General features: G+C 52.7%; 10 protein-coding genes. 5 read left to right on the forward strand and 5 right to left on the reverse strand.

Going from position 1 to position 12,730, the window contains the following annotated elements; genetic code table 11:
- Positions 1 to 10: 10 nt before the first annotated feature.
- The 3 genes from BRA1417_RS39510 to BRA1417_RS41630 form a co-directional block, all read right to left on the reverse strand.
- Entirely contained in the window at positions 11 to 2,593 is a 2,583-nt protein-coding gene (locus tag BRA1417_RS39510) for a DEAD/DEAH box helicase family protein (RefSeq protein WP_051448271.1), read from the reverse strand.
- A 594-nt stretch (positions 2,594 to 3,187) separates the two neighbouring features.
- Positions 3,188 to 4,261, reverse strand: a complete 1,074-nt coding sequence (locus tag BRA1417_RS42145; protein ID WP_084462119.1) for a hypothetical protein — start codon at positions 4,259 to 4,261, stop codon at positions 3,188 to 3,190.
- Positions 4,258 to 7,326: an MrcB family domain-containing protein gene (locus BRA1417_RS41630; RefSeq protein ID WP_051448272.1), complete on the reverse strand. Its 3,069-nt coding sequence runs from the start codon at positions 7,324 to 7,326 to the stop codon at positions 4,258 to 4,260. The genes BRA1417_RS42145 and BRA1417_RS41630 overlap by 4 nt, the downstream gene beginning before the upstream one ends.
- A 163-nt stretch (positions 7,327 to 7,489) precedes the next feature.
- On the opposite strand from BRA1417_RS41630, the gene BRA1417_RS0104935 reads away from it, so the two are divergent.
- The 5 genes from BRA1417_RS0104935 to BRA1417_RS39525 all read left to right on the forward strand — a co-directional run bounded on the left by BRA1417_RS0104935 (position 7,490) and on the right by BRA1417_RS39525 (position 11,045).
- Positions 7,490 to 7,735, forward strand: coding sequence for a hypothetical protein (locus tag BRA1417_RS0104935; RefSeq protein WP_156948589.1), 246 nt, complete (start codon positions 7,490 to 7,492; stop codon positions 7,733 to 7,735).
- 672 nt (positions 7,736 to 8,407) lie between these two features.
- Positions 8,408 to 9,421: an ImmA/IrrE family metallo-endopeptidase gene (locus BRA1417_RS0104940; RefSeq protein ID WP_156948590.1), complete on the forward strand. Its 1,014-nt coding sequence runs from the start codon at positions 8,408 to 8,410 to the stop codon at positions 9,419 to 9,421.
- Positions 9,422 to 9,470: 49 nt separating this feature from the next.
- Entirely contained in the window at positions 9,471 to 10,382 is a 912-nt protein-coding gene (gene ligD / locus BRA1417_RS0104945; protein ID WP_035968342.1) for a non-homologous end-joining DNA ligase, read from the forward strand.
- A 16-nt stretch (positions 10,383 to 10,398) separates the two neighbouring features.
- Positions 10,399 to 10,686, forward strand: a complete 288-nt coding sequence (locus BRA1417_RS39520) for a hypothetical protein (RefSeq protein WP_035968344.1) — start codon at positions 10,399 to 10,401, stop codon at positions 10,684 to 10,686.
- 2 nt (positions 10,687 to 10,688) lie between these two features.
- Positions 10,689 to 11,045: a hypothetical protein gene (locus BRA1417_RS39525; protein ID WP_035968348.1), complete on the forward strand. Its 357-nt coding sequence runs from the start codon at positions 10,689 to 10,691 to the stop codon at positions 11,043 to 11,045.
- A 101-nt stretch (positions 11,046 to 11,146) separates the two neighbouring features.
- Here BRA1417_RS39525 and BRA1417_RS46110 read toward each other — a convergent pair whose 3' ends face one another.
- The gene (locus BRA1417_RS46110; protein WP_371259974.1) at positions 11,147 to 11,788 is read right to left on the reverse strand and encodes a hypothetical protein; all 642 of its coding nucleotides are present in this window, start codon (positions 11,786 to 11,788) and stop codon (positions 11,147 to 11,149) included.
- The gene (locus tag BRA1417_RS46115) at positions 11,755 to 12,573 is read right to left on the reverse strand and encodes a hypothetical protein (RefSeq protein ID WP_198034788.1); all 819 of its coding nucleotides are present in this window, start codon (positions 12,571 to 12,573) and stop codon (positions 11,755 to 11,757) included. The genes BRA1417_RS46110 and BRA1417_RS46115 overlap by 34 nt, the downstream gene beginning before the upstream one ends.
- Positions 12,574 to 12,730: the final 157 nt, after the last annotated feature.

The following is a 12,730-nucleotide window of genomic DNA, read 5'->3' on the forward strand; positions in this document are numbered from 1 at the left end:
GACCCGCACATCAAGTCGTTGTTACCTTTGCGAGGCTCGTTCCGCGAAGCCTCGCAAAGATAGCGTCCGGCTGCCACTCGGCTCGCTCGGACACAGCTTGCATCTCTGGAATACGCTGAAGTGGAGTGAGCCTTTGAAGGGCATAGAGCATTTGAACAAGCTCATCATAAACCGTACGAAACGGAGCCAAGTTAGCGAGCCACATGTCATTCGAAGGAGCAGATTCCTGCGATCGCTTTTGACACATGCAGACAAATATCAGACCCAGGATCGCTTCGCCCGAGTGAGCATTGGCCGACCATTCAAGGTGATTGAAGCCTTGTCCAACTTCATCGATGTTTAGAGACCCGTCAGGTTTCTTCTTCGTCTTGAGCTCCAACAGTATAGATTGCTTCGTGAATTCATTTCTCCACAAGACGTCAAGCGTGCTTCCATTGTCCTGTTCCTGCTCGGGGCGAGACGCTATGAACCCCAAAGCGTCCCCGAGCGCGCGCATGGCTTCTTCATGTTGCGGGACAGACGCTGTGTTATCAAAGAGCGAAGCGACCGATCTTTCAACCTTTGCAATCTGATCGTTCTGATGACGGATGTCGTTTGCAAATATCTCTAAAAGCTTAGAGTGGAGCCTATTTGCGGGAACTACACGGGCTGAAACAGAGCCGGTCGTCGCCGGAAAGGGTAGAGCCAAAATGCTATGAATACGCGATCGTGCTTGCGAATATTGCTTCGCCGCTGACTCGATGTCGCCTTGCAGTTCGAACGTGTGGCCCAGCTGTATATTGTACCAGCCTGAAAGGCGCCGATCTGCCACGACCACCCGATCGACAATACCCGCGAGAGCATCGCGCGCGGACGATGCATTTCCATCCCACATATGCGCAGCGAAGTCTGCTTCTGCCATTGCCGCTTCGGTTAGAAGACTATCATTTTCGGCGGCCAGCGCTTTCTGCTCCGCGCTGATATCCAGGCCAGATACCGAATCTTGGTAATATCTAAGCCAGCCTGCGTCCCGTCCTACCACTTGATCGATAAGGCCGGGAAATTGTTGCAAGTCGTGAATTTTGAACTGTTCCACTAGCGACTTGCCTAGCAGCAACTGCTTTCGAAGCAACTCAGGCAGCAGCGCGACATTGCGAGGGGTTGAAAGCCAGTCAACCAACCGCTGATCTGCGGCGAAAATGGTCGAGTAATCATTTCGACCGCGGTTGGTTCGCCCAAACATTTGCGTGATGCGGTTAGCGAGCTTCGCTGCGTATGAGTTTCGCATCTCCAGGGTATCATAAAGATAACTCTCGATTAGAGAGAAGCCTGTCGGCAAACCGTCAGCCAGCATGACTCGGCAAGTGTTATGTGGAAGGTCAATGCCGTCAACTCTTCCGACCAGAATGAATACACTTGGGACTGAACTCCGCCGAAACTGATCGAGCTTGATGCTGAACTCTGAAACAGAGGGAGGAGTCGCCAATGACCTATACTTGGTCGCCGCAGGATATGACGGCGTAGAAATCAAAAGCTTGTTTCGGGCAGACAAACAATGAGCCAAGTCATTATCGTTGACACCCTTGACCCCATTACTAGTGAGCTTGCTTCTCTCCGTCAGAATGATGAGCCGCTCGCCCATCCCAGCATCGCTTTCGGGTTCGATTTTATTGGCAGGGCGTCGTCCGAACGCCCTGCAGAAATCGACCTCGCTCGTGAGCGTTGCAGATAAATAGATCCTTCTGATTTCAGGATCAGCAAGATATGAAAGACGCTTCGAAGGCAGGAATGCCGGACAAATTTCAATTGAACCCTGAGAAAACAATACCGAGCAGGTATTAAGATGGTCCGCGAGGTGTCCGAGAGGAAATCGGATTTCGGAGATCTGCGCCTCGGCTTCCTGAAGTAACGCCAATAGCGTCGAGTCTCTCGTCAATGCAACTACCGCTCCCGGTGGGAGAAGCGCGACTCTGTATGCGGAGTCACCCTTCAGTATTCCTTGAAAATAGTCCCTCCTCTGAACAGCCTCGAAGTGAGGCGTGGAGAGAGAGACAATCCGATCAAAAATGGCCGGGAGGGCACTGCGTTCGATCCGAATGGTAAAACTGTCCCGGATGATCTTTTCGGCTACATGAGCATCGTCAAATATGATCGCTGCCGGACGATGATCCCTCGCGAATACCGTTCTGCTATTGAACAGGGCTTGATAATTCGTAAGGCAGAAGCCCGCCCCGGTAGAGTAGCTGTCGTTGGAAAATTTTCCGGCCACTCGGGTAGAATGAACGAATCCCAGCTTAGTAGCTACTTCGCGTGAGGTCTGCGCCACAAGGTCATTAGTTGCACAGACATACAGGACCTTTGAAACGCCTTCGTGGATCAGACTCTGAGCGATCAGCAGACCAACGATCGATTTGCCTGCACCGGTATGGAGAGAGATGAGCGTATCCCGCTTCTCTCGCCCGGAATGCCACATCTCCAACGCTTTGGATTGGCCTTGCCAAAGGTCATTCGGTGTTTCGGCGAGCGCCGGTGCGCTGCGGAAAATCTCGATTGGGTTGGTAGGACGCTTTGGCGCGGCCGGTCGATTTAGGCTATTGAAGTCGAACGTGGCCATATCCGGTTGCTCTTTCGAAAAGTAGCGGGTCGGAGCCCGTTGCCTGCGTTACTTCTAGTTGTCTTGACTCGCTCTGACAAGCGAGAGGGGATGCAAGCATCGCATTCCGCCCGGATTTGTTTGTGAGAATCTTACCAGCCCGTTCTCGCGCTTAGCGGCACATTAGGCAAACGCCTGCTTGCACACCCTTACCGAAGTCGTTCACCAGTTTCGCGTTTCATGGACTTCTCAATACGGGCTGAAGAAAATTCGGAGGGTTCAGTATCACTCCAACCGAATCCGCAGCGGGTCACTTGAACATGCTTTGCGCTGCGCGGATGCTTCTAACCCGGCAGAAGCTGGTCTTGAGCTTGGAGCGGAGCGCGTTTGTGCCCCTATGCTAAATCAATTGTTGGATCGAGTTGGGCGGCCGCAGGCCTAGTACCCATAACTCGCCCAGGTCACGGACTTCATCGGGATTGCCATCGTGCCAACTGGTCGGAGACCCTTGACTGATCATGAGTCTCGCCCGCGACGACAACGTGCATACTAGCAATCGTAACCTATTTGAATGGAGCATCGGGCGAGATCGGCTATCCCGCGGCGGCAGTGAGCTTAAGCGTTTTCAGTTCTATTAGATTTGCGCGCCGCCGTCGCACATTCATTCAACAGTTCATGTAACTCAGCGTCGATGATCGGCCATTCTTTGCTTAAGTCAACAGTGGCAATCAACACGGGGATGCCCAGCAATCGATAACGCAATCGAAGCGATCGACCGACGTCGGGATAGATCAGCATGCCTGAAAGCCCCATCCCAAGCTGCCGAGCGCGTTCGTGTTGGAGATAGGTAATCAACTGGTATAAATGCTGCGATCGTACTCGTTCACCATAGGGGCTTTGCAACAAAGCATTCTTATAGAACTTGGCGTCCACTATAATGGTATGGTCTATCTGCCGCAGAGTTATGTCCGTAATCATGCGAGGCAAAAACGCGAGATCATTTGCAGTTACTTCGCTTACGTTCCATGCCGGCGATTCTGCTCGTACGCGATACTCACTGCGATGCATCTTAAAGAAATTACGCAGAAATTCTTCAAAAACCGCAGACATTCGCATTTCGTCGTCATCAACAGTTTGGAATCGCGTCTTCGCGCCGCGCTCATCCGGCATGAGAGATCTGAAGACAAATTCACACAGCCTTATCAAAAAGCCGTATTCGCGGCTATTGCGCGAAAGAGACGTGCGACGAAAATGGCTAGCCGACAGAGATATTTCTTCGACATCATGGAACAGTCGTGCCAATGCGTGAAGATCGTGCCTATTACAAACCTCCACATCTCGACAAGCAGCGAGACTATTTAGCGTGGCTTTCAAAATCTGATTGTGAAGAACATCGTGAGAAAGTTCATCAATGTCACAGACGGCCGCGCCTCGAAGCTGCGTTGCTTCCTTGATCATACGGTCCATGCGCAGGCGTCCGCGAAGGCCCTGTAACTCCCATGTGTATACGTTGTATCCACGATCGAGACCGCGTCTAAAAAGACTTCGCGTTCCGACAACCAATAATCTCGCGAATAGATTCGGTAGATCTGGACTGTTGTCGAATCCGACCTCTGTGGCTGAGCCGCCGGGAAATCGACCCCAAGCATAGAGGAATAAATAATAAAGATTTCGGATCGGGATCGTCATGGAGCACTTTGAAGGAGCTTTTCGCGCCAACTGTCGGCTTTGTCCGGGTCGTCGAACCAATACTCTTCCAACAACGGGTGCACCTCCGTCTCGATAACTCGCCTATACCATGTTGAGTCGTACTCGAAATCCTGAGGAGGAACAAAGAAGCTGTGTCCGATACGATAGCCGGGCCCAAGATTGGATCGGTCTTCGCCAATAGCTTGGTTTAGTGCCGTCATTCGCGTCACGATCAATTCGACGAGTAGCTCCGGAACGCCTCGGTCAACGAGAAACTGTTTGAATCGCTTGCTTCCAAACATAGGCTCGAGCCAGACGAACGAAAATCGACGGCGGAGCGCGTAATCCACCATTGATAGCGACCGATCGGCAGTGTTCATCATACCCAGCATGTAGACATTTTCTGGAACAAAGAACCTGGGTTGATCAGGTTGAGCGTAGGTTAAGCTCGTGGCCCATGCAGGACCTCTCTTATCAAACTCGACGAGAAGCATAAGCTCGCCCAAAATCTTGGAAAGGTTTCCGCGATTGATTTCGTCAATGATGAAAACGTGTTTTCGACTGGGCGACAGTCGCGCCTTCTCGCAGAATCGATGGAAGACGCCATCACGCAATGCAAATCCTCCCTTTCCATCTGGACGATAGCCCTGGACAAAGTCCTCATAACTATATGATTGATGAAACTGAACCGTTTCAATGCGCCCCGAATCTTTCTGTCCGATCAGCAGATGAGCGAGTCGCTTTGCAACAAAGCTTTTACCCACTCCCGGGGCACCCTGTAAGATAAGGTTCTTCTTTCCGGTCCAAATTGCTAGAAGCCTTTCGAGCATTGGCTGCTCGAGAAAAAGCTCAGAGATCGCGTCCTCCAAGCTATAGGATTCTATCATTGAAATGGCGGGGGTTGGGGGCTCTCCTGAAGCGGCCTTCTCACCAGTGGGCTCGTCTACTGCACGGTCATAGGCGTTAAGTACAGCCTCAAGCAGCTCATTTAGTCTCTCATCACTTGGAAATGCGTCGGTCGGCAATTCTACATGAGCGATCGTTCCGGCTTCATAATTCTTCGCAAGCCAACCGCCACCGCCAAGATCAATTTCATTATTTAGTAAGAATCCTGCGTCCGCGAGCTCCGGGATGAGCGTTCTTGTTTTTCCGGCGACATCAAGCATTTGCTTCTGTGCCTCGCGTTGCCCTAACTCCCGGACTAAGGTTGTTGTACCTTGATTGAGAGTAAGAAAAATACGATCCAACTTGGTTGTAATCAGAAAAACAACGTAGATGCCCTCCTGAGTCGATCTCGTAATCTTTGTATTCAACAGCGCGATCCAAGGGACCGTCGCCCAGTTGCCCTGACCTACGCTGATATTGACCAACAAGTTTGGACGGCTCTGAACTGCCGGAAACTGCTCGAGACGGCTTTTCACTTCAGACATTGCGTTCCAAAGTGGCTCTGTTTTCTGGAATGGTCCATTTTGCGCAGAAATCAGCTCGCGCAGAAACGTACGGAGCAAATCGCTCAGAGTTAACAACCCAGCTTTAGGTACTTGCGAAATCATGATTCGAGTTTCATGAGGCGCGGCCGCGCTGGGTGGAGCATCGGCTATCATCCGCTCCATAAGCGGACGAAAAAGGAGAGCCAAATCTCGGACGCCCTCCGCTAAATCAACAGAATCAACTTCCTCCGCTAGGACGTAACGTGTAATTGCGCCACCAGCATTTCGAATGCCGTCATCGGACCGCAGGAACGAAAGCCATTCATCGAGGGATTGAAACTCAGAGTGGTTTGGCTCCAGGCGTTGCTTCCGCCGCAAATTCCATTTGCCCGATTTTGACAATCGATTTCCCAGATCCTTAGCTTCTGGGGAGCCGGGTATGGGTAACTGTTCAAGGACTAGACTAGCTACCTCCCTCGTCCGACGCTTGATATCCTGGTTCGAGAAATCATCTGGATGAGTCAGGGGTGCAAATCCCCACTCAACCCCTCTGGTAGAAACGATCATGAACAGTTGTGGATTCCCGAGGAATTTCTCATCGTTAGCTTTACGATAGACCCCAAACCAGAGGTCCTTCGGTTTTCTTCCTCGGATACCTGAAACCGGATGAAAGCCTGAAGTTAGCTTCAATGCATAATCGCGCTCGCCCCCGAGCTCTTTGAGCGCTATTTCGCCCAGTCTACGAAGTGCGTCGTGAACTCTCTTGTGCGCTGTACGCTCGTCGGTAGTGAAATCAGTGTATTTTTCGCGAGACCGGCTCTGCCGAAACAGCTCAATGTCGCGCCCGGAAATCTTAGCCTCCTGCCATCGCTCAACAATGGGCGACCGGTAGAAGTGAAAGCCCTCTCCTTCTTGATCGGCTAGTTGGCCACGAATTTCCAACAGATCGGCGTCAATATTATCGGTGGGGCCTCCTCTAAGGCGATCGTAGAAGGCTTCGCGAATCCGCCGTTTATCCTTTCTCGACGAAATGTTTTCGAATCTGTCGGGAAACACGATGTAAAGCCAAGCTTCCTGCATTGGCTGGTAGGCTCCATGGGATGATTCCACACTGCGAACGTCGGCCGCGAAGCGCCAAGGATCGGCAAGCAAAGCAGATCGATCCGCTTCCGGCAGTGCTTGCCAATGTATTAGAAATTCATCTAACCATGCCAAATGGAATGGTCGATGCTGGTTGAAGCTTTGGTCACCCGCAAGTCCATTCTTCACACCAACGACTGCCCATTCTGGAATCAGTGGCGGATTCGCGCTCCAACTGAGTACCGCTTCTACGTTTTCGAGTTTCTTTTCGGGGCCGGAGAGGCTTGTAAAGAATTGTTGGGTATATAGAAGCTCTGCGGCTAGCTGAAAAATGTCGTCACTAGCATCCTCGAGCTGCTTTTTGAATTTCTCTAGAAAAGATCCGTCACCCTCGTCAAATCGGTCCACGAACATATTGTGAAATTGCTGAAGGTTTGCGAGCGACCATAGCTTCCTACCGGGCGAGAACAGGCTATCGAATCGAACCAAGGCAGTGTCCCGGACACGTTGCATCGCATTGAACGTTTCCTCAGGTAAGCCCGCGAGTTTAGCCATTTCATCCCCGCCCCAAACTGTAAACTATTGCCGGGCAAGCATAGACCTAAAATTGCACTCTTGGTCTACTAGCAATTGGATGTTTGTCCCAAAATTGAGTGGTCTAGCTAGTCGCGAACGGGTCCGGTACTGTGACAGTAAGCCAGATAGCGGGAGTTGATTGATGGCGACCGGCCGAAAGATACCTGGGGATCGATTGGTGCTAGGCATGCTTTCCGTTCTTCGGACATTGGTGCTTGAGCTCGATCGGAAGGGCGTTTTAGATGCAAACGAATTTGTGCAGACTGTACAAGAGACCGCGATCGCACATCGAGAAGCGGGAGACCCAAACGATCTCGCTGACGCCATTCATGCCATCAGTATGCAGTTGCACGATTCAATCGGGAAGGACACACCGGGCACCAATTGAAAGGCGAGGGATGCTGCAGAAGCAATGACGCTGTTGCCTGTTTACCCGTCGCGTTCAGCTACTTGAACATAAATACGAGACGTAAGCGATCCAGATGCCCAAACCCGAAATCGGCCCACCTTGTATGGAGTGACTACGGGCGACGGAGTTCTCGCTCGGTTCGATTCGTTCGTTGTCCGTCGTGGTAGATCAAGCCAACGCTTTAGCGCTGGATGCGCCCTGATATGGATCGAGCAGATGTCATGGTCGGCACCTGCTTCGACATTGAAGTTTACACGACGCGATCCTCTGGCCCCTCGTAACCTTGAGCGGGGGCCGAACCGAGCCAAGCACGCTGAACCAACTCAACCGACACAAAGAGGGGCTCGGGTAAAAGACTCCTACTAGTGTGGTGAGATTTCTAGGTTTTCGAGCGGATGGTCAGTTAATGATGGCGCGGCAGGGGCCGGGCAAAGCAGACTTTCTAGCTTCATGAATACTTAATCGAGAAATTCACGATGTGGGTGCAATATGTCGAAAGGACCAGATGAGCGCCAAGCCGCGGAAGATTACCGGCGGCAGCGACAAGCCGCCAATGCGGCGAGACAGGGAGGAGGACGGACCGCCGAGGCGACTATGCAATGGCTTCGGGACAATCGGCCCACACTCCTAGAGATATGCAAACGTAGCGGAGTGGCAGACGATAAACTTGAGTCTATGGCTGACGAGTTTATACGTGCGCTAGCAGAGCGTCCGCCCGGCTCGGCCCTTGACGACCCTGGCGCAACTCGCATCCTGCAAGGGATAATTGACAGGATCGAAGCCGCATGCGGAAAAATTGCTTTTCCGCTCAGAGGCGGAGTGGTGTTCGGCAATTCCGTTGGTGCCGGGTTGATAGCGAGGCAGTTGCCCGTCTTGGCGACTGACGTAAGCATTATCGAAACAACGCTGCCGTTTCTGATTTTCTGCGACTTGGTAAGTAAGGTTATTGTTCATTCGCTTCCCGAGCCGCGATGCGATAAAGGCGGCTCCCACTTCGAATTTAACGCTGCGGAAGTCAGAACGCGCCTGCAATCCGAGAGATGGATCCTTAGCCAATGGGTGAGCATCTTGGTGAGATATGCAGTTTTCGGTACTCCTCCGAAAGACTTGGGGGTCGCTCCTCAAGCAGCGCGCCAATACTTGCGCGGTAAGCTTCTTGACGCGATGGAAGTGTTCGCGATTGCTCACGAATACGGCCATCATTCTCTTAGCCACGGGCTTACAACTTCGATGGGCGAGGAATGTGATCTTTTGGCGGATGAACATGAAGCTGATATGTTTGCGAGAGGCATGTCACTTGTAATCGGACAGAGCGAGGGGGAGTTTTTCCTGTTTTCAGGAGCGGGCGGCGCACTGATTCTGGGGGCGATCGAACTCGTCAGTCGCACGCGAGCTGTTTTATCCACCGGTACAGACGATCTCCCCCTTAGCCGAACGCATCCATCAGTGACGGACCGCATTAAGCTAATGGATCGTCAGGACTTAGAGCATCTGCCAAACGAAACAGCTGAGGAATACATCGGCATCAGGCAAGCGTTCTCAGACGTCCTTAAGGCTGTTTGGGCCGAGGCAAAGCCGGCGGTGCAATCGTTTCACACAGAGGGGTTGCGACCGATTGACAACGTGAAAAGTCCGACTGATTGGCTTCCTTTTATTTCCGAATGAGCAACGGGGCGCTGGAACGAATCTCGGCAGTTACGCTTGAATCGGCCGTATGCGTAAGAGTCCACCAATCGGCGTAAAAGCCCATTTTCCGGGCTTTGTCGAACCCGCGTTAGCGTCCCAGATGGCTCGGGTACCGCGCGGAGATAGATGGATTCACGAAATCAAATTCGACGGCTACCGCGTTCAACTGCACATCGCCAACTCGGACGCCAAGGCCTTCACGCGTCGTGGTCATGACTGGACGCACCGTTTCCGCAAGATTGCGCATGACGCTTTCCAGGTCAAAGCTGAAACCGCGATAATCGACGGCGAGGTCGTCGCTCCTGCCGAGGATGGCACGACCGACTTCTCTGTTCTTCAAAATGAACTGAAAGGCCGGTCCACCAAGATCGTGGTGGTGGCGTTCGATCTTCTGTACCTTAATGGTCGCGATTTACGCAGGGCGCCGCTCTTCGAGCGAAAATCCCTGTTGCGCAAGATCATCAGCGGCACAGCGATTCAGTTCAGCGATAGCTTTGAACTCGACGGCCAGGATATGTTCAAGCACGCCTGCAAGACTGGCCTGGAAGGTGTGGTTTCGAAGGTGCGTGACGGTCGATATGAAAGCGGCCGTGGCAATGGATGGGTGAAGGTTACGTGCGCCCAGCGCGAAACGTTGGCTATTGCAGGCTACGCTTTAGACGGTACCAAATGGGATGGCATGTACATCGGTCGGCGCAAGGGCGCTGACTTCTTGTACGCCGGTAAAGTCGATCACGGATTTTCCCCTGAAGATGCCAAAGAACTACAGCGAAGACTAAAGCCGCTGGTACGAAGAACGCAACCTTACACGAAGCGCATTGCGCATCGCGGCATCTGGGTTGAACCCGAGTTACTGGCAGAAATCGAATACCGTGCAAAGAGTACCGAAGGGAAATTGCGGCATCCGTTCTTCAAGGGTTTGAGGGAGGATATGGGATGAACGACGCGCTCGACCAATGGACAAGCGGGCGGAAAAGCCTCCGGGTGACCGACGCACGATCCCAGCTTATGTTTACTACTCCATGATGAGACTTTCACCGGAGGATCAGTTCGATCGTGAGAAGGTCAACGCTGCGGCGCAACAACGACAGGAGTGGGTTTGGATTTACGAGGACGGTCACAAGCATATCGGCAATGCGGATTGGATAAAGGTCTTTGCCACCGAGGAGGCCGCAAGCGCATGGTTTGCCGAGAACGATCCTGAAGGTGTCGTATGGTCGTATCCGATTGAAACGGAGACTTAGCCATGGCAAGTGTCTGGCTATATGTCAGCGTCGCGAACGAATGCGTAAAAGTGTTCGCTTCCTGCGATTCTGCCGTCGAGTGGCTTCGCGATAACGATCCAGAAGGCGCGGCAGTGGAATATCCAATTGAAGAGGAGCACGCGCCCTCAATCGTACCGAAGCGATCAGATATTCAAACGTTGATATCGGCGTTCTTGAAAGCCCGTTCGCTGTTGAGCAACTATTTGATTCCCGGGGTCCCGCGCAATGCAGAGTCCACAGTCGAAAAGCTGATGGACGCACTCACGAACGACGAAGTGGTGGCCGCAATCAGCCGGATCGAAGGACGGCAACGCTTCGGCATAGTTGAGGTTGAGTAACGCGGGCAAAGCTCAACCATTATTGCTTTCGTTACTGACGTATAGTCGATTAGTCTTGCGCGATCACGGCAAAGAGCGCTCAGGCCGGACAAACAATCGATCTAGTTGACGCACGCGACGTTATTCGAGCGAGGTGAGCACCGAGAAGCACCAGCTGAAAGCGATTTTAGCGAGCTAGAACTTGGTACATTAACGTTCAGCCAACGTTCCAAGTTTGACCAAGTGCGGTCTGTTATTGGGATGCATCTATGGCCGCGACGGCCACCGATCATTCGCAGGTTGAATGAGGCCGGCAGAACGGCGACTTCCGGGCCAAAGTACCAGGTCGGCGACAGAACGAGAGCATTCTCCCCATTTACATCCCGAGCAAAGTCTTGAGGCCCATGAGTCGTATTGCTCACTTGCTTCAATTCGCCAGTTCGGGTTGGTCGGTAGATGTTGTCCGGCTTCGGGGATTTACCAGGCTTCTTCCCTTCGAAGCGCTTGTCGGTCCAATAGTCTTCCAAGGAGACGACCTCCGTCACTAGTCCTGCCCAGCGGACCGAGTGAGGTTCGTCGGGATTCAGTTTGCTGCTGTTGAAGGCAAGAACTAGATCGCCTCGCTCGGCCGCCTTTCTAATGCGCGGCTTACACACTGTAAGGGTCGTCAGCCCATGCTCAAAATTAGGGGCGGCCCCGGCATCAACAGTGATAACGTAGGTCCAGACCTTCAAGGCTGCCCTCCGAACAAAGATAATAGCCAATCTCGCGCATCAGGTCGGATGCCCGCGTCGGACACAAATTCTTGTCCTCGTGCGGCGACCGTCACTCGACCGTTGCCAAGCCATCTACTCGGTGGGTTGTAGGTCATGCCTACTCCGCCAGACTGTGGATCAAGCCAAGGCGGAACGGACCACGTGGAGGGCGTCGCTCCTTCTTCTGTCAAAAATATTGGTCGGCGGAACACCCCATATCCCGGGATATCGCCCTCGCCGATCGTTAGGGTCTCCCGTGCCAGATAGATTGCGTTCTTGTTGTTCCATCCCGGGCGAACATGTGGATGTCTGGCCAACCATGGATGCTGAGCGAGCGCGTGGGATCCATCGCAGCCCAAATCGATCACCGTATCGATCTGTAGCCAACCGAATATTGCGTGACGCTTTGGACCTGCGTAGCGCCAACCCTTTGTGGCTTGCACGCATTCTCGAAAAAGGCCCCAGAAAAGGAAGACGTCGCCTGGACCAACGTCGTTGTTTCGCAGGTGCGACAGAGAGCTAGAAACTTGGCCTAGCGCTCCTCGCCAGCCGTGCGGTCTTTGAGTATTGAGCGCCTCTCGATCGATGTCAGGATCGAGATGACATGGTTGTGTTGGGTCAAGCCTGCCTTTCGTTAAATCGAACGCGATCGTCGATGTCGTCAGGTCGCCGTAACGAGTGGCCGTTGGCATCCTAGTTGGTATCGGCAAGCTGATTGGTCGTCCGTTGATTAGCGGACTGCAGCAACGACCGGCAGCGCTGTCAACGCCTTTCCTACTAAAGATGATCTTCATTCGCTGGCCATTAACGGCAATCAAAGTGGGGGTTGTTCAAGCGAGGTAAGCGCGCCGCTGACTGTGCCTGCATGAGCGCACAAGATGATGACGAGCCCCTGAATACAGATGGACATTTGCTGCCTCATTGATGTTCGAGCAACGGAGTAACAATGAC

It is taken from the genome of Bradyrhizobium sp. WSM1417 (genome assembly GCF_000515415.1).
Lineage (GTDB): Bacteria > Pseudomonadota > Alphaproteobacteria > Rhizobiales > Xanthobacteraceae > Bradyrhizobium.